The sequence below is a fragment of the Pseudomonas putida genome (genome assembly GCF_001976065.1).
Taxonomy (GTDB): Bacteria; Pseudomonadota; Gammaproteobacteria; order Pseudomonadales; family Pseudomonadaceae; genus Aquipseudomonas; species Aquipseudomonas serbica.
This window is the reverse complement of the sequence record NZ_MNAH01000009.1, coordinates 129,160-147,025: the sequence shown is the minus strand read 5'-3', so window position 1 is coordinate 147,025 and position 17,866 is coordinate 129,160. Positions and strand designations below refer to the sequence as shown.

The 17,866-nt window shown below is 60.9% G+C and carries 15 protein-coding genes and 1 pseudogene; 10 read left to right on the top strand and 6 right to left on the bottom strand.

Features of this window, described 5'->3' with window-relative positions:
* The first annotated feature begins 142 nt into the window (after positions 1 to 142).
* The 5 genes from BKX96_RS25905 to BKX96_RS25885 all read left to right on the top strand — a co-directional run bounded on the left by BKX96_RS25905 (position 143) and on the right by BKX96_RS25885 (position 5,098).
* Positions 143 to 1,438 (top strand): NCS2 family permease, encoded by a 1,296-nt coding sequence (locus tag BKX96_RS25905; protein WP_046815752.1) that lies wholly within the window; start codon positions 143 to 145, stop codon positions 1,436 to 1,438.
* Positions 1,435 to 2,514, top strand: a complete 1,080-nt coding sequence (gene trmA, locus BKX96_RS25900; protein ID WP_077185834.1) for a tRNA (uridine(54)-C5)-methyltransferase TrmA — start codon at positions 1,435 to 1,437, stop codon at positions 2,512 to 2,514. Before BKX96_RS25905 ends, trmA begins: the two co-directional genes overlap by 4 nt.
* Before the next feature lie 234 nt (positions 2,515 to 2,748).
* The gene (locus tag BKX96_RS25895; RefSeq protein WP_077185833.1) at positions 2,749 to 3,660 is read left to right on the top strand and encodes a LysR family transcriptional regulator; all 912 of its coding nucleotides are present in this window, start codon (positions 2,749 to 2,751) and stop codon (positions 3,658 to 3,660) included.
* A 137-nt stretch (positions 3,661 to 3,797) separates the two neighbouring features.
* Entirely contained in the window at positions 3,798 to 4,244 is a 447-nt protein-coding gene (gene aroQ / locus BKX96_RS25890; RefSeq protein ID WP_046815755.1) for a type II 3-dehydroquinate dehydratase, read from the top strand.
* On the top strand, positions 4,244 to 5,098 hold the full coding sequence (locus BKX96_RS25885; RefSeq protein ID WP_077185832.1) for a shikimate dehydrogenase: 855 nt from the start codon (positions 4,244 to 4,246) through the stop codon (positions 5,096 to 5,098). Before aroQ ends, BKX96_RS25885 begins: the two co-directional genes overlap by 1 nt.
* A gap of 60 nt (positions 5,099 to 5,158) precedes the next feature.
* Here BKX96_RS25885 and BKX96_RS25880 read toward each other — a convergent pair whose 3' ends face one another.
* Both BKX96_RS25880 and quiC read right to left on the bottom strand, forming a co-directional pair.
* Positions 5,159 to 5,839 (bottom strand): TetR/AcrR family transcriptional regulator, encoded by a 681-nt coding sequence (locus tag BKX96_RS25880; protein WP_046815757.1) that lies wholly within the window; start codon positions 5,837 to 5,839, stop codon positions 5,159 to 5,161.
* A 102-nt stretch (positions 5,840 to 5,941) separates the two neighbouring features.
* A complete protein-coding gene (gene quiC, locus BKX96_RS25875) occupies positions 5,942 to 7,843 on the bottom strand; it encodes a 3-dehydroshikimate dehydratase QuiC (protein WP_077185831.1) in 1,902 nt (633 codons plus the stop codon).
* Positions 7,844 to 8,420: 577 nt separating this feature from the next.
* Between quiC and BKX96_RS25870 the strand changes: the two genes are divergently transcribed.
* Both BKX96_RS25870 and BKX96_RS33640 read left to right on the top strand, forming a co-directional pair.
* Positions 8,421 to 9,758 (top strand): MFS transporter, encoded by a 1,338-nt coding sequence (locus tag BKX96_RS25870; protein ID WP_046815759.1) that lies wholly within the window; start codon positions 8,421 to 8,423, stop codon positions 9,756 to 9,758.
* A gap of 203 nt (positions 9,759 to 9,961) precedes the next feature.
* Positions 9,962 to 10,034: pseudogene (locus BKX96_RS33640) on the top strand (hypothetical protein); the annotation flags it as partial.
* Between the two features lie 164 nt (positions 10,035 to 10,198).
* Here the strand turns inward: BKX96_RS33640 and BKX96_RS25855 are convergent.
* From BKX96_RS25855 to BKX96_RS25840, 4 genes are all read right to left on the bottom strand, one after another.
* The gene (locus BKX96_RS25855) at positions 10,199 to 11,077 is read right to left on the bottom strand and encodes a DMT family transporter (RefSeq protein ID WP_046815761.1); all 879 of its coding nucleotides are present in this window, start codon (positions 11,075 to 11,077) and stop codon (positions 10,199 to 10,201) included.
* Positions 11,078 to 11,113: 36 nt separating this feature from the next.
* Positions 11,114 to 11,932, bottom strand: a complete 819-nt coding sequence (locus BKX96_RS25850) for a sugar phosphate isomerase/epimerase family protein (protein WP_046815762.1) — start codon at positions 11,930 to 11,932, stop codon at positions 11,114 to 11,116.
* Between the two features lie 2 nt (positions 11,933 to 11,934).
* On the bottom strand, positions 11,935 to 12,990 hold the full coding sequence (locus BKX96_RS25845; protein WP_046815763.1) for a Gfo/Idh/MocA family protein: 1,056 nt from the start codon (positions 12,988 to 12,990) through the stop codon (positions 11,935 to 11,937).
* 230 nt (positions 12,991 to 13,220) lie between these two features.
* Complete coding sequence (locus tag BKX96_RS25840; protein WP_046815764.1) at positions 13,221 to 13,997, bottom strand: IclR family transcriptional regulator; 777 nt, start codon at positions 13,995 to 13,997, stop codon at positions 13,221 to 13,223.
* 173 nt (positions 13,998 to 14,170) lie between these two features.
* Here BKX96_RS25840 and BKX96_RS25835 point away from each other — a divergent pair, with 173 nt between their 5' ends.
* The 3 genes from BKX96_RS25835 (at position 14,171) to ypfJ (ending at position 17,748) form a co-directional block, all read left to right on the top strand.
* Positions 14,171 to 15,913 (top strand): FAD-dependent oxidoreductase, encoded by a 1,743-nt coding sequence (locus BKX96_RS25835; protein WP_077185829.1) that lies wholly within the window; start codon positions 14,171 to 14,173, stop codon positions 15,911 to 15,913.
* Positions 15,897 to 16,730, top strand: coding sequence for an aldo/keto reductase (locus BKX96_RS25830; protein WP_077185828.1), 834 nt, complete (start codon positions 15,897 to 15,899; stop codon positions 16,728 to 16,730). The genes BKX96_RS25835 and BKX96_RS25830 overlap by 17 nt, the downstream gene beginning before the upstream one ends.
* A 148-nt stretch (positions 16,731 to 16,878) precedes the next feature.
* Positions 16,879 to 17,748, top strand: coding sequence for a KPN_02809 family neutral zinc metallopeptidase (gene ypfJ, locus BKX96_RS25825; RefSeq protein ID WP_046815767.1), 870 nt, complete (start codon positions 16,879 to 16,881; stop codon positions 17,746 to 17,748).
* Positions 17,749 to 17,866: the final 118 nt, after the last annotated feature.

Below are 17,866 nucleotides of genomic sequence, written 5' to 3'. Positions count from 1 at the left end.
ATAAGCAGCCATAACCCCACGCTGCTGGTATGATGCGCGGCTTTTTCCGGCCCACAGTAATTTCCCAGGCGCGTTCAGCGGTCTGTGCTTTGCTGTTGAGGTCGATACATTCACGGCGCCGGGCGCGCCACGGGGAGCAGACATGCTGGAAAGGCTGTTTCAACTCAAGGCACACAACACCAACGTGCGGACCGAGATTCTGGCGGGCGTCACGACTTTCTTGGCCATGGCCTACATTCTGTTCGTCAACCCGAGCATCCTCGGCGAGACCGGCATGGACAAGGGCGCGGTGTTCGTCGCCACCTGCCTGGCGGCGGCCATCGGCTCAACCACCATGGGCCTGATCGCCAACTACCCGATCGCGCTTGCGCCGGGCATGGGCCTGAACGCCTTCTTCACCTACACCGTGGTCCTGCACATGGGCCATACCTGGCAAGTGGCGCTGGGTGCGGTATTCATCTCGGCGGTGTGTTTCTTCCTGCTGTCGATCTTCCGCATCCGGGAATGGATCATCAACAGTATTCCGCTGCCGCTGCGCTCGGCGATTGCCGCCGGTATCGGTCTGTTCCTGGCGCTGATCGCCCTGCACAACGCCGGTATCGTGGTCAGCAACCCGGCGACCATGGTCGGCCTCGGTGACCTCAAGCAACCGGCACCGATCCTCGCCACCCTCGGTTTTGCCCTGATCGTCGCCCTGGAAGCCCTCGCCGTGCGTGGTGCGGTGCTGATCGGCATTCTGGTGGTGACCATCGCTTCTATCGTCATGGGCTTCACCCCGTTCGGTGGCGTGGTGTCGATGCCACCATCGCTGGCCCCGACCTTCCTGCAACTGGACATCAAGGGCGCACTGGACATCGGTCTGGTCAGCGTGATCTTCGCTTTCCTGTTCGTCGACCTGTTCGACAATTCCGGCACCCTGATCGGCGTCGCCAAGCGCGCCGGCTTGATGGGCAAGGACGGTCACATGCCAAAAATGGGCCGTGCGCTGATCGCCGACAGTACCGCCGCAATGGCCGGCTCCCTGTTGGGCACCTCGACCACGACCAGCTACATCGAATCCGCCGCAGGCGTGAGTGCGGGCGGCCGTACCGGCCTGACCGCTGTCGTCGTGGCGATCCTGTTCCTGTTGGCGCTGTTCTTCTCGCCGCTGGCCGCCAGTGTTCCCGCGTTCGCCACGGCCCCGGCACTGCTGTTCGTCGCCGTGCTGATGACATCCGGCCTGGCCGAAATAGACTGGGACGACATCACCGTCGCCGCACCGGTGGTAATCACCGCGCTGGCCATGCCGTTCACTTATTCCATCGCCAATGGCATCGCCTTCGGTTTCATTGCCTGGACCGCCATCAAGCTGATGTCCGGTCGTGGCCGTGAGCTGAACCCGGCGCTGGTGATCCTGTCGATTCTGTTCGTGATCAAGCTCGGTTGGTTCAACGCATGACTTTTGATTCCCAGGCCTACACCGTCCAGCTCGAAGACAAGGTCACGCGCCTGCGCGACCTGCTGGCCCCGTTCGACGCACCCGAGCCGGTGGTCTTCGACTCGCCGCTGCAGAACTTCCGCCTGCGTGCCGAATTCCGCCTGTGGCGCGAAGCCGGTGAGCGCCACTACGCGATGTTTTCCCAGGAAGACAAACGCACGCCGATCCTGATCGAAGAATTCCCGATCGCCAGCCTGCGCATCAATCAGTTGATGCCGCAGCTCAAGGCCGCCTGGCAAGCCAGTGCGCCCCTGAGTCACAAGCTGTTCCAGGTGGAGTTCCTGACCACCCTGGCCGGCGATGCGATGATCACCTTGTGTTATCACCGCCCGCTGGACGAGCATTGGCATGCAGCGGCGAGCAAACTGGCGGCCGACCTGAACGTCAGCATCATCGGCCGCTCCAAGGGCAAGCGCGAAGTCATCGGTCACGATTATGTGGTCGAGAAACTGGAAGTTGGCGGCCGCACGTTCAGCTATCGCCAGCCTGAAGGCGCATTCACCCAGCCCAACGGCACCGTGAACCAGAAGATGCTCAACTGGGCATACGATGCGCTTGGTGATCGCTCCGACGATTTGCTGGAGTTGTACTGCGGCAACGGCAACTTCACCCTGCCGCTCGCGACCCGCGTGCGCAAAGTGCTGGCCACCGAAATCAGCAAGACCTCGGTTAACGCGGCTTTGAGCAACCTCAGCGAAAACGCCGTGGATAACGTCACGCTGGTGCGCTTGTCCGCCGAAGAACTGACCGAAGCCTTGAACGAAGTGCGCCCGTTCCGTCGCCTGCAGGGCATCGACCTGAAAAGCTACGAATTCGGCAGCGTCTTCGTCGACCCGCCCCGCGCCGGCATGGACCCGGATACCTGCGAGTTGACCCGCCGCTTCGACAACATCCTCTACATTTCCTGCAACCCGCAAACCCTGGCGGCCAACATTGCCCAGCTGCACGACACCCACCACATCACCCAATGCGCGATGTTCGACCAGTTCCCGTGGACGCATCACATGGAATCCGGGGTGTTGTTGACCCGCCGGTGATTGCAGAGGCCACAAACAAATCAGCCGTCATCACGACGGCTTTTTTGTGGGCGTTGGCAGCGCTGCCGAGCCTTCGCAAGGACGGCTGTCTTGCAAGGGGGCCTGCCGCATGCCGGCGGCCAAAGGCAGGCTGCTTCCCCTGCTCGCTCGAAAAGTAAGGCTGACGGTATCTGTGTGCGGGCATTTGATAAATACTGACTTACAGACTTCATTTGATCCCCGGTGTAATCAATCATGCAGCGACAATTCGACGATCTTCAACTGGGCAGTATCGAACTGTTTTGCCTGGCCGCCGAAGCCGGCAGCTTCACTGCCGCCGCGCTGGTGGCGGGCGTCACTCCAGCCGCGGTGAGCCGCTCGGTGTCGCGCATGGAAGAACGTCTCGGCGTGCGCCTGTTTGCGCGCACCACCCGCAGCGTCAAGCTGACCGACAGCGGTCGGCGCTATTACGAAGAATGCCGCCAGGCACTGGCGCAATTGGTGGAAGCCCAGCGCGAGGTCATGGGCCAGCAACAGGTGCCTTCAGGAACCCTGCGCATCAGCATTCCCACCACTTATGCCCATCACCGCATCCTGCCGTTGCTGCCGGCCTTTCGCGCGCGCTTTCCGGCGGTTAAGGTCGAGTCGCATATCAGTAACCGCAACATCGATTTCGTCGGTGAAGGTTATGACATGGCCATCCGCGTGCGCGCCATTCCGGATTCCGGCCTGATCGCCCGGCAACTGGAAGACGCTGCGCTGGTAATGGTTGCCAGCCCCGACTACCTCAAGCGGGCCGGCACACCTCAGACCCTCGACGACCTGCAACAGCACGAATGCATTCAGTACGAACTGCCCAGCAGTGGCCGCCGCATTGCCTGGTTGTTCAACGACAATGGCGTGCAGTGCGAAATTCTCGCCGAGGGCAATTTCAGCTGCTCCGACGACGTATTGGGTGGCGTGACCCTGGCGAAACACGGTGCAGGGTTGTTCCAGACCTATCGATTCATCGTCGAGAAGGAACTGGCCGAAGGCTCGCTGGTGGAAGTGCTCAAACCTTATGGGGGACGCTCGCGACCGTTCACTCTTCTCTATCCGCAAAGTCGTCACATGCCCCTGCGATTGCGGGCGTTTATCGACTTCCTGGTGGAGCAGTTGCCGCGCTGAAACGAAACCGTCCGATCACCGCACACAAACGGACCGTAAGCGGGCGGCACAATTGACCAAATTAACTATCCGGTACATTTTATCTCCACAGGCTGAAACCTCGGCCAACGCCAAAAATAATAAGTGGAGAAACCTTGATGCCCCCTATCATTCTGGTGCTCAACGGCCCGAATCTGAACCTGCTTGGCACCCGTGAACCGGCGACCTACGGCCACGAAACCCTGGCTGATATTTCCGCCATGTGCGGTCGTGCCGGCGAAGAGTTCGGCCTGGCGGTGGAGTTTCGCCAGACCAACCATGAAGGCGAACTGCTCGACTGGATCCATGCAGCCCGCGGCCGCTGTGCCGGGATCGTGATCAACCCGGCCGCCTGGACGCACACCTCGGTGGCAATCCGCGATGCGCTGGTCGCCAGCGAACTGCCGGTGATCGAAGTGCACCTGTCCAACGTCCATGCCCGTGAAGCGTTTCGGCATCACTCCTTCGTCTCGGCCATTGCCACTGCGGTGATGGCGGGCTTTGGCAGCCATGGCTATCGCCTGGCACTGGAACATTTCGGTCAACGTCTGAAGGGGTGCGCGTGATGAGCAAGAATCAAACGGTACTGGCCGGCCTGATCGGCGCCGGCATCCAGGCTTCACGCACGCCTGCCCTGCACGAGCATGAAGGCGATGCCCAGGATTTGCGTTATCTGTATCGCCTGATCGATCTCGATCAACTGCAACTCGACAGCAACGCCCTGCCCGAACTGCTGCTGGCAGCCGAGCGAATGAACTTCACCGGCCTCAACATCACCTTTCCATGCAAGCAGGCGATCATCCCGCTGCTCGACGAATTGTCGCCAGAAGCCCGCGGCATTGGCGCGGTCAACACCGTGGTGCTGAAGGACGGCAAACGCATCGGCCACAACACCGATTGCCTGGGATTTGCCGAGGGCTTTCGACGTGGCTTGCAGGGCGTTGCCGTTGAGTGCGTGGTGCAAATGGGTGCCGGTGGCGCCGGTGCGGCGGTGGCTCACGCGTTATTGAGCGAAGGCGTACGGCAACTGAGCATTTTCGATGTGGAAATCAGCCGCGCCCAGAGCCTGGCGGACAATCTCAATCAACATTTCGGCAGTCACCGCGCGGTGGCCGGCCTCGATCTGGCATTGACCCTGGCCGAGGCGGATGGCCTGGTCAATACCACGCCCATGGGCATGAAAAAACTGCCCGGCATGCCGGTGCCGGTCGAGTTGCTTCGAGCCGAGCTGTGGGTGGCGGAGATCGTTTACTTCCCGCTGGAAACCGAACTGCTGCGCAATGCCCGCGCGCTGGGATGCCGGACGCTCGATGGCGGCAACATGGCGGTGTTCCAGGCGGTGAAGGCGTTCGAATTGTTCAGCGGCGTGGTGCCGGATGCCAAGCGAATGCTTGAGCACTTCCAAAGCATGAATACTTGATGCGACTTATTGGAGCCGGCCGGCTGGCTGGCTCCTACAAAGGCAATTCACACAGCTGGATTATGCCTGCAGGTATCGCAAGACCGACTCGCAAATCATCTCCCGATGACGCTGCTTGATGCTTTCATCCGGCAAGTCGATCTGAAAGATTTCGCCGAAGGTGTGGCGGTTCGACACGCGATAGAAGCAGAACGAACTGATCAGCAAATGCACATCCAGCGGGTCAAGGCCGGTACGGAACAAACCTTGCTCGGCACCGCGACGCAGGATCTCGCCCAGTGAATCGAGAATGGTGTTGTTCATGGCCTTGATCGCATCGGAGCGTTTCACGTATTCGGCGTTGTGAATGTTCTCGATGCTGACGATGCGCACGAAATCGACGTTGCGGTCATGGTGATCGAAGGTGAACTCCACCAGCCGCCGAATCGCCTCGACGGGCGGCAGTTCAGCCAGGTGCAGCCGGTTTTCGGTATTGCGGATATCGCCGTAGAGCTTCTCCAGCACCTCGACGTAGAGCTGTTCCTTACTGCCGAAGTAGTAATAGATCATGCGCTTGGACGTGTGGATGCGCTCGGCGATGGCATCGACGCGAGCCCCGGAAAGCCCTTGCTGAACGAACTCGACAATTGCCTCCTGCAGGATGTTCTCGCGGGTTTTTTCCGGATTGTTCTTGCGACTCTTGCGCGGTTCGGCAGCCGGTTGATCGGGTGCTGCTGCGGAGAGTTCTGAAGTCATTGTCATTGCGGGCTCACGGCCATCACTGCACAGGTGGGCGATTATGAGCCGCGCCGCACAGTGAAGGAAGCCGTGCGGCAGCGGTTTGTCAGCGTAGTTACGATTTTCCTACAACTTTGCCTGACGCACGGCACCGCTGCGGGATTTGGCCATGGCTGCCAGGCGCACCGCCACGTTGGCCGCACCGTAACCGGCATATCCATTCTTGCGCTGAATGATTTCGAAGAAGAACCGCCCCTCGAACGGTTCGGTGTACACATGGAACAGCTCACCACCCTGGGCATCACGGTCGTACAGCACGTTGTAATAAGCCAGTTCGCTGAGAAACTCGTCGTCGAAATCGAAGCGTGCTGCCAGGTCATCGTAGTAGTTGAGCGGAATATCCAGCAACGGGACGCCCGCCGCCTTGGCGCGACTGACTTCGGCAAAGATATCGTCGCAATCGAACGCGATGTGGTGCACGCCGGAGCCGCGATAACTCGACAAGGCGTGTGAGATCGCGGTGTTGCGATTCTCGGAAATATTCAGCGGCAGGCGGATCGAACTGTCACGGCTGCGCAGTGCACGGCTCTTCACCAAACCATAGGGATCAGGCAGGACCACTTCGTCATCGGCCTCGAAGTCCAGCAGGCTCTTGTAGAACAACACCCAACTGTCGAGGCTGTCGGCGGGCAGCGCCATGGCCATGTGGTCGATGCGCTTGAGGCCGCCACCGGTCACTGCGGCTGGCTGCAGGTTGAAGTCGGTACCGTAGACATCGGCATCCTCGTCAACGAGGTAAATCAGGCTGCCATCCGGCGCGCGCACGGCGGCCAGTTCCAGTTCATTGGGGCCAACCAATCCGCGATACGGCTGGCCTTTGTAGGCCACGGCCCGGGCCAGCGCACTGGCACTGTCCTTGACTCGCACGGCCGTGGCGCAAAGGGATGGACCGTGCGCCTCGAAGAAACTGTGGCCGAACGAGTACGGTTCGGAGTTGAGGATCAGGTTGATTTCGCCCTGGCGCAGCAGGCTGACGCTCTTGGAGCGATGCTGCCCGGCCTTGACGAAACCCAGCCGCTCCAGCCAATGGGAGAGCTTGGCGCCGAGGCTTTCGTCCACGGCGAATTCGAGAAACTCGATGCCGTTGTATTCGCTGGCCTTCGGCGTCTCGAACAGAATCTCGGGGTTGGCCGTTGGCTTGGCTTCCTGGGCCAGGCGCTCGCGGGTTTTCTCTTCCAGGTACAGCAACGAGCGCAGACCGTCAGCAGCGTTGGCCCGTGGCGGTGCGGCGCGGAAACCGTCGTTGAAGATTTCCAGCGACAGCGGCCCGGTGTAGCCACTCTTGATGATCGGCGCGAGGAAGCCCGGCAAATCGAATTCGCCCTGGCCCGGGAAGCAGCGGAAATGCCGGCTCCACTCCAGCACGTCCATGGCCAGGATCGGTGCATCGGCCATTTGCACGAAGAAAATTTTGTCGCCGGGAATCTCGGCGATGGCGCTCGGGTCACCCTTGAGCGACAAGGTGTGGAAACTGTCGAGCAGTACGCCGAGGCTCGGATGATCGGCCTGGCGGACAATGTTCCACACCTGCTGCCAGGTATTGACATGACGACCCCAGGCCAGCGCTTCGTAACCGATACGCAGGCCCCGCGCGCCGGCGCGTTCGGCCAGCAGGCGCAAATCGTCGACCAGAATCTGTTCATCACCGATGGAGTCGGCCGAGGCGTTGCTGCACACCAGCACCAGGTCGGTGCCGAGCTCCTGCATCAGGTCGAACTTGCGCTCGGCCCGCTCCAGATTGCGCGACAGACGGTCACGGCGGCAGCCTTCGAAGTCGCGGAATGGTTGAAACAGCGTAATGGCGATCCCGAGATCGGCGCACATCTGTTTAATTTCTCGCGGGCTGCCGTCGTAGTAGAGAAGGTCGTTCTCGAAGATCTCCACGCCGTCGAAACCGGCGGCGGCAATGGCTTCGAGTTTTTCCGGCAGGGTACCGCTCAAGGACACGGTGGCAATGGAACGCTGCATATTTCGACTCCCGGTGGTGGAGGCAATCTTGTTAGGACATCGCACGCTTGTTGCAGGGCCCGGCTGCCAGCGATGGCGATCTCGCGGACGCCATCGCCGGCAAGCCGGGCCTCTACAGGGATTGCGTTTAGCTTTGATTGAATTATTGGCCTGGTGATTCCTCACGGCAATTCAAAGTGTACTATCCAGTTAGTTTTTCGTGCGATTATCGAACAGAATGGCTGTTAGCGAATTGACGATTTTTCGTCCACTGCGCAACATCAACACCACATTGGGTCCGGTCATTAATCATCGGTTCCAGTTAACAAGACCCTGAACACCACATAAAAATTTCAAAAAACGGGTATACGCTCATGCGCTCCTTCAACGCCTTGCTCGATTACACCACTGTCATTACGCCTTGCCTGGCGTCCATCCGAACCCCGCGCACCCCTGGCACCCACGTGCCGCTTGCTGAATAGCTCGTCAGCCGACGAACACAGCCGATCAGTCCAACCGCGCCCGTCGCCCTCGATTGATCACGCGCCCTTGAAGCCTCGACGAGCTTCGCTTGTCAGTCATTGAACGGATGGCCCACATGAATCCTACACATAGCTCACGCATGGCTCCGGCCATGAGCGCTGCCACTGGCGGCATCGGCGACAAGATCCGCGGCGCCATGGCTGTCGGCAAAACCCGTTGGGGCATGCTGGCGCTGGTGTTTTTCGCCACCACCCTGAACTACATCGACCGCGCCGCCCTCGGCGTCATGCAGCCCATCCTGGCCAAGGAAATGAGCTGGACGGCGATGGACTACGCCAACATCAACTTCTGGTTCCAGGTCGGCTACGCCATCGGTTTCGTGCTGCAAGGCCGCCTGATCGACCGGGTCGGCGTCAAGCGCGTGTTCTTCTGCGCCGTTCTGCTCTGGAGCCTGGCGACCGGCGCCCACGGCCTGGCCACGTCGGCGGTCGGCTTCATGGTCTGCCGCTTCATTCTCGGCCTGACCGAGGCCGCCAACTACCCGGCCTGTGTGAAAACCACCCGCCTGTGGTTCCCGGCCGGCGAGCGTGCCGTGGCCACCGGTATCTTCAACGCCGGGACCAACGTCGGCGCGATGTTCACGCCGATGCTGCTGCCGCTGATTCTCCATGTGTGGGGCTGGCAGGCGGCGTTCCTGTGCATGGCGGCACTGGGCGGGATCTGGTTGGTGTTCTGGGGCCTGAAATACTTCAACCCGGAAGATCACCCACGCGTCAAACAGTCGGAACTGGACTACATCCAGAACGAAGTGGAGCCGGAACAAGCCCGCGTACCCTTCTCGAAAATCCTGCGCATGCGCGGCACATGGGCCTTCGCCCTCGCCTACTCGATCACAGCACCGGTGTTCTGGTTCTACCTGTACTGGCTGCCTCCGTTCCTCAATCAGCAGTACAACCTGGGCATCAACGTGACCCAGATGGGTATCCCGCTGATCATCATCTACCTCACCGCCGACTTCGGCAGTGTCGGTGGCGGGATCCTGTCCTCGTTCCTGATTGGCCGCGGCGTCAACCCGATCAAGGCGCGCCTGATGTCCATGTTCCTGTTCGCCTGCTGCATCATCGGCGTGATCATGGCAGCCGGCTCCAGCAACCTGTGGGTCGCGGTGGCCGCCATTTCCCTGGCCATTGGTGCACACCAGGCCTGGACCGCGAACATCTGGAGCCTGGTGATGGACTACACGCCCAAGTACATGATGAGTACGGTGTTTGGCTTCGGCGGCATGTGTGCGGCGATCGGCGGGATGTTCATGACCCAGTTGGTCGGCCACATCCTGACCGTTACCAATAACAACTACACCGTGCTGTTCACCCTGATCCCGGCGATGTACTTCATCGCGCTGATCTGGATGTACTTCATGGCACCGCGCAAGATTCCGAAAGTAGAAGACTGATGTTCCCTCGGCGCAGGTCCGGTTTACGGGCCTGCGCTTTTTTGTGCCTGCGTTTCATGAATCCGTGAATGTTCGCTCATTGCCAAGGAGGTCCCACCATGTCGCCAGGTCACCTGAGCATCGCCGCCGATGCAGGCCATGAGCGCCGATGCCGGCACGTCCCTGCAACAGGTGCAAAAACCCTGGCCGAGCAATACCGGGAAATCGGCAAGGTGCTGGACGTGATTCGCCATCGCCGAGCTGACCAACCTGCTGGCGCTCAATGCCGCGATCGACCCGGGAAATTGAACAGATGATCGGCCGCGTCCAGGGCGATACCGAGAGTGTGGTGCTGGCGATGCATGTCAACAGTCAGCGCGTCGCCCAAACCCTGTCGATTGCCGAACAGCCCGGGATTGCACTGGCAAAACCTGGTGCTGCGTTTCAGGTTCTGAGTGACTTCAGCGCCGGCTTTGTTGCCATGCCGCCGCCAGGCCACTGCAGCAAATCACGGCGATCCCGACGACGGTGGTCAGGGTCGGCGTGTGGGAAAACAGCAACCAGCCCAGTAGACCCGCAAACACAATCTGGCAATAACTGAAAGGCGCCAGCAAGGCTGGCGCCGCATGGCGGAAGGCCTGGGTCAGAAACAGGTGCGCCGTCATCCCGCAGGCGCCCAGCGCCAGCATCATTGCGCCATGCAGCAAGGTCGGCACCTGCCAGAAGAATGGCACCAGCGCACTCATGACCAGGGTGTTGCACAGCCCGGCGAAGAAGTTGCTGGTGGTCGGGCTGTCGATCTCACTGAGCTTGCGGGTCAGCAGTTGGTAGAAGCAGAAAAACAACGCCGAGCACAGCGGCAGCAACACCGCCGGGGTGAACAAATCCCCCCCGGGGTGAACGATGATCAGCACCCCGATAAAACCGCAAATCACCGCCAGCCATTGGCCACGGGTGACTTTCTCCCCCAGCAACGGTACCGACAGCGCGGTTACCAGCACCGGCGCCAGGAAGTTCACCGACGTCGCCTCCGCCAGCGGGATGTACATCAGACCCGTGGTAAAAAACAGGCTGGTGCCCAGCAGGCACAAGGCGCGAATCAGTTGCAGCAACGGCCGCTTGGTACGCAGCACCCGCAGCCCGGACTGCGGCAGGAATATCCCGGCCATGAGCAGGGTGTGCACCACATAACGCGCCCAGACCACCATGACAATCGGATAGAACCCGGAAAGGTACTTCGACAGGGCGTCATGGCTGGAAAACAGGAAGGTTGCGACAACGATCAGCAGGATCCCTTTGAAGGGCTGATTGACGCCGGAAAGCGGAGTGCTGACGGTCATGGGGTTCCTTTCTCATAGTCAAAAGCCTTGCGGGACCTATGTCAGCCGCGCCAGCAATTCACGGGTTTTGCTCAATGCCATCTGCGCCCGATCCAGCCCACTCACGCCCTGCTCCAGCAGTTGCACGGTGGGAATTTCCAGGCTCAATGGAATGTTAGCCGGCAAACATTGCAACAGCCCCGGCAGATCACAATCACCATCGCCGGGAAAACGCCGCTCATTACGCGCCTGCCGCAAGATCTCTGCCATGTCTGCAGGCCTGGCCCCCGCCACGTCGCACAACTGCGCATACCGTAACCGCGAGGGGTCGACCCTGGCCAGATCTTCCAGCCGCGAGCCGGAGCGATCGAAGTGAAAAGCGTCGACCAGCACCGCCGCGTTTGCACGCTCTGCCCGTTCAACGATGCGCACCGCTTGCTGCAGATCGCGTGCGTCGGTCCAGGGCATGAACTCCAGGTGCGGGTGTAGCCCGTATGGCGCCGCCAGATCACACAGCCTGGCGAAGTTTTCCGTCAGCCGCTGCTCGTCAGGATCGTTGCCGGCCACCAGCAATTCACTGGCACCGAACTCGGCTCCCACTGCCAGCACGTGCTCGAATTCGGCAACCACGGTGTCCGGTTTCAGCCGCAGGATTTCAACATCCAGGACACGTATGCCGGTATCACGCAGGCGCTCCAGGGTCTGGCGCCGCAAATCGGCATCCGCCACCAGCGCGAAATGGTGCTCCTGCGGCGTCGCTGGTATCAGGCGCAAACCGACATGACTGTAACCGGCCCGCGCAGCGACCTCGACCATGTCCGGCGGTGACAATTCCAGCACTGTCAGACTGGCCAGGGAAAAGATTCGTTCACTCATGCTCAATCCTCGATCAAGGCCGGTGCGCAGGCGCGACCGGTTTCAGCGGCCTGGCGAATCGCCTCGACCAGCGCCAGGGTGCGCGCTGCATCGGCGGCGCTCACCAGCGGTTCGACCTCCCCGCGCGCAACGCGCACGAAGTGCTGCAACTGCAAGCGCAGCGCGGGTTCGTCACTGAACGGTTCGTTGGTCACCGCCAGCGGTTGATGCCATCCGCCGTCCGCTTGCGTGTAGTGCCAGTGCTTGAGCTGCGGGATGCTGAGCGCCCCGGCGGTTCCCGCCAGCAAATAGCACGGTTGGTCGGCCTGGCGTGGATACACCGGGTTCTCCCCGGAGCCCAGTTCCCAACTCCAGGGTGCCGCCACCGCATCGGACCCGGTCAGACTGCCCAGCGCACCATTGTCGAATTGCAGCAACACGGCCGCGCAATCCTCGTTGGCAAACCCGCGCACGGCATTGCTGGTGATGGCCTGCACCTGGCGGACTTCACCGCACAGATGACGGAGCAGGTCGAGGTCGTGGATCAGGTTGGTCAACAACATGCCCGCACCGGGCTCGCGGCGCCAGGCCGTTTCGAAATAACTATCGGGTTTGCGCAGCTGCCAGAGCGCAGTGACGGTGCTCAACCGGCCCAACGCGCCGCTGTGGACCCGCTCATGGGCGCGGGCGATCAACGGGTTGTGGCGTCGATGATGACCGACCAACACCGCGACGCCGCTCGACTTCGAGGCAGCCACCAGCTCACGGGCCTCATCCAGGTGCACACCCACCGGCTTTTCCAGCAACACAGGCACACCGGCAGCCAGGCAATCGAGCGCAGTGCTTACATGCAGCGCATTGGGGTTGGCGATAATGACGGCCTCTGGCTTCGCCTGATCCAGCATCTGACGATGATCGGCGAAATATCCCACGCCCCATTCCTTGGCGAGGCTCGGCGCTTGCGGACCGGGGTCGGCCACAGCGCACAAGGTCGCTTCAGTCAGGGTTTTCAGATGCTGGTAGTGCTGCTGGCCCATGATGCCAGCACCGATCAGGGCTATACGCAGTGGTGAACTCAAGGTGCGGTCCTCTTGTGGTTATTGTTGGAAGGTGAATTTCAACAATTTAGAACCTGGTTCCAGATTCTTACACAGACGCGCATTGAAAGTGTTCGAACAGCGCACAGCTTTAGCAAGCTCACCACCAACTGATAGGTGGGAGCGGGCTTGCTCGCGAAAGCGGTGTGTCATGCAATTTCGATGTCGACTGACACGCCCTCTTCGCGAGCAAGCCCACTCCCACATGGGATTTAGGAGAATAACTCCGACGCCAGACTCGCCGCCGACAACTCATCGGTAAACGCCAACAGTAACGGCGCCAGTTCATGCAACCGCGCCCCCGGCATCCGCGCACTCGGCCCGGCGATGCTGAGCACGCCGATCACCCGGCCATCACCGGGATGGCGCACCACCGCAGCAATCGCCGAGGTGCCCACCGCCGAACTTTCCTCGACACAGGCATAGCCCTGCTCCCGCGCCAGGCGCAGGCGTTCCAGCAGTTCAATATTGGACCTCGGGGCATTCGGGCCCAGCTCCAATGGCCGGTCCGCCGCCTGGCGTTCCACTAGCGACAAGGCTTCGGCATCGCTCATGCTGGCCAGCCAGGCATGCCCCGAGGCGGTGTAGAACAGCGGCGCATCACGGCCCATGTCCGGGTCGTAACGCAGGCCGGAACGAGCTCCCTGGGACTTGGCGATCCAGGTCTGGCGCTCGCCTTCAATGACCCCCAGGCGCACCAGTTCGCCGGTTTCCTGCGCCAGCCGGTCGAGCACCGGCTGCACGATATCGGCACCGCTGCTCGACAGATAACGGAAACCCATCGCCACCAGGCGGGTCGACAAGTGATAACGCAAGTTCTCCGGATTCTGCCGCACATAGCCGAGCCGGATCAGCTCTGCAAGCAGGCGGTGGGTGGCACTCTTGGGGATACCCAATTGCTCCGCCAGCACCTGCATCGGCAGGCCACGAGGGTCGCTGGTGAGGCTTTCAAGCACACTGAAAACACGTTCGATCTGACTGCCGGCCATGGGGGTATCCACGCAAAATTTGCTCGATTCTAGAAGACAACCTGAGTAATGCGAAATCTGGAACTGATCGTCCGATAATCGCCCGTTTTGATCGGTATCGTCTTGCCGGCTCATACCAGGACTCTTATATTTTCTGGAATCAGATTCCAAAAAACCAATACCGGAGTTCACACATGCCTGCCCAAGCCCTTCCCGACATCGACTGTGATGTACTGATCGTCGGCTCCGGCGCGGCCGGGCTGGCAACCGCCGTGACAGCGGCATGGCATGGCCTGAAGGTGATAGTGGTAGAAAAAGACCCGGTGTTGGGCGGCGCCACCGCCTGGTCCGGTGGCTGGGCATGGGTACCGTGCAATCCCCTGGCCCGGCGGGCCGGCATCGTCGAAGACGTTGAACAACCACGCACTTACTTGAAACACGAATTGGGTGATCGGTATGACCCGGCGATGATCGATGCCTTCCTTGAGGCCGCTCCTCGCATGGTGGCGTTCTTCGAACAACACACCTCGCTGCAATTCGCCGACGGCAACGCAATTGCCGACATTCATGGCGACACGCCGGGCGCCGGTACGGGTGGGCGTTCAGTGATCGCCGCCCCCTATGACGCACGCAACGTGGGCAGGCTGCTCAAGCGCTTGCGCAAAACCATGCGCGAAACAGCCTTCATGGGCATGCCGATCATGGCGGGCGCCGACCTCACCGCGTTTCTCAACCTGACCCGCTCGTGGTCGGCAGCCTGGCACGTTACAAAACGCTTTACTCGCCATTTGCTCGACCTCGCCGTGCATGGTCGGGCGATGCAACTGGTCAACGGCGTGGCGCTGGTGGCACGCCTGGCGAAATCCGCCGACGATCTTGGCGTGTTGTTGTGGGAGTCGGCACCGGTCACTGAGTTGCTGCGCGAGAACAATCAGGTAAAGGGCGCGGTCGTTCACACCGCCAAAGGTTCGATTCGCATCAAGGCTCGCAGGGCGGTGGTGCTCGCGGCCGGCGGCTTCGCCAATGACATCGAACGACGCAAGGCCCTGTTCCCGCGCACACCGACCGGACACGAACACCTGGCACTTCCGCCCCTGGGCGTGTCCGGCGATGGTCTGCGGCTGGGCGAGAGTGTCGGGGCCCGAGTCGACACCAACCAGGCATCGCCTGTCGCCTGGGCGCCCGTTTCACGCGTGCCCTACCAGGATGGCAGCAGCGGCCACTTCCCGCACATCATCGAACGCGGCAAGCCGGGGATCATCGGCGTGCTGAGTAACGGCCAGCGCTTCGTCAACGAAGCCAACGGGTACTACGACTATGTGACGGCCATGGTCGCCAGCGCCCCGCCCGACGAAGAAGTGGCCTCCTGGCTGATCTGCAGCCATGGCTTTCAGCGACGATATGGCCTGGGTATTTCCCGGCCGTTTCCGGTACCGCTGTCATCCTTTATCCGCAGTGGTTACCTGAAAACCGGCAAGACCCTGGAGGAATTGGCACAGGCCTGCGGTATCGACCCTAACGGCTTGCGCACCACCGTGGCGGACTACAACCGACACGCTCGCAACGGCCAGGATCCTCAGTTCGGCCGTGGTTCAACGCCCTACAACCGCAAACAGGGTGATGCTCTCCACCAGCCCAATCCTTGCGTCGCACCGATTGAGCAGGGGCCGTTCTATGCCGTGAAAGTCGAACCGGGCTGTTTTGGCACCTTCGCCGGGCTCAAGGTCAATCACCATGCCCAAGTCCTCGACGACTCAGGGCAGGCCATCAGTGGCCTGTACGCGGCGGGAGGCGACATGGCCAGCATCATGGGCGGCCACTACCCCGCCGGCGGCATCAACCTTGGGCCGGCGCTGACGTTCGGCTACATCGCCGCACGCCATATCGCCGGCGTCACCGCTTATGAAAAGGAGATCGACCATGCAGCACATCGTTAATGCCCAGGGCTTGAACATGCCCAAGCTCGGCCTCGGCACCTGGCCAATGCTCGGTGAAGCATGCACCCGAGCCGTGGAACAAGCCTTGGCGCTGGGTTATCGACACATCGATACCGCGGCGGCCTACAACAACGAGGACGCTGTCGGTCAGGCACTGGTGAACAGTCATACACCCCGTGAACAGATCCACGTCACCAGCAAAGTCTGGTGGGACCAGCTGCAACCCGACGCCATGCGCTATTCCATGGACCGCAGCCTCAAGGCTTTGCACAGTGATTACATCGACCTCTTCATGATCCATTGGCCCAGCACCGATTGGGACTTGCCAAGGACGATCGAAACCCTGGTGTCATTCAAGGAACAGGGGTTGGCGCGCAACATCGGCGTGGCGAATTTTCCGCTGCCCCTGCTGCGTAAAGTCGTCGAGGAACTGGGCGCACCACTGTCAGCCATTCAGGTCGAGTACCACGTGCTGCTCGGACAAAATGCGCTGCTGGACTACGCCCGCCGGCACGACCTGGCACTGACGGCTTATTCGCCGCTGGCACGCAACAAGGTCTCGGACATTCCGGCTATCCAGCAAATCGCCGTCAAGCATGGGGTATTGCCGACCCAGGTCGCACTCAAGTGGCTGCTGGATCAACCGAACGTGGCCGCCATCCCCAAAGCCAGCAGCGAGGCCAACCAACTGGCCAACCTGGCAGCGTTCACTGTCAACCTGGATGATCAGGATCGGGCGCTGATTGCGGGCTTGTCCAAACGCGAGCGTCAAGTCAGTCCGGACTTTGCGCCCGTGTGGGACGCGTTCGATCGTTAACCGCGAAAAGGCCACTTTTCATGTACGACACCTGTCGCAATGACTGTGGCTTACCAAACCTTACACATTTCACCCACACGCCTTTGCCAGTGCGGTTATTCATAGACCCGGCGCTACACGCCCCATCAATCTATGAGAGACCGTCAACATGCAATGGACCAAGGCAAGACGCAGCAAAAACGTGAACGACACACGTGAGGGCAAGGACGCCCGCATGCTTACGGGGACAACACTGGCTGCCGGAATGGCCGCCGTCGCCCTGGCCAGTGCGGGACTTTATTCAACACTGGACACACCAACAGACGTCACTCCGATCGCCCCCTCGTACACCTTGAACCGTCCCCTTCCTCACCCATCGGTCGAGCCGCAGGAAGATCTGCAACTGATGTTTGTGCAGTCGGTGCTGGGCGACACCGAAGACACATGGCAGCAATTGTTTTCGCAAATGGGCCGACACTATCCGCAACCCACCCTGACGCTGTTCGACAACGGCGTCGTCTCGGGCTGTGGTTTCGCCAGTTCCAGCAGCGGCCCGTTCTATTGCCCGAGCAATCAGCAGGTGTATCTCGACCTCGAGTTTTTCAGCAAACTGGAACAGCAGTTTGCAGTGGTCGGTGACTTCGCGCGGGCCTACATCATTGCTCACGAAATCGGACATCATGTGCAGCTGGAACTGGGGCTTTCCGAATCCTTCGAAAAAGCCTTGCTCGAGCGCCAACCCGTCAGCGGCGACGGTGGACTGGAGGTTCGCGCAGAGTTGCAGGCCGATTGCCTGGCCGGCGTCTGGGCGCACCATGCACAACAACGCCTGGACTGGCTGGAGCCGGGTGATATTGATGCCGCCCTGCATGCCGCGGCAATGTTTGGTGACGACCATCTGCAAAGTTCGCGAAATGCCCAGGTTCGACCAGAGACCTTCAGCCACGGCACTTCCCGCCAGCGCGTGAACTGGTTCAAGACAGGATTTGCCACAGGCCTGCCGGAGTCCTGTGACACCTTCACCGCCGAGGCCCTGTGATACCCGCCCGTCAATGAGGCCTCCAATCTCGCGGCCTGGATAGAACCGCCGTCGCTCCCGGCTGTCTGACGACCGGACTGGCGCCGCTCCTACTCAGCAGCAACACTCATCGCACGGT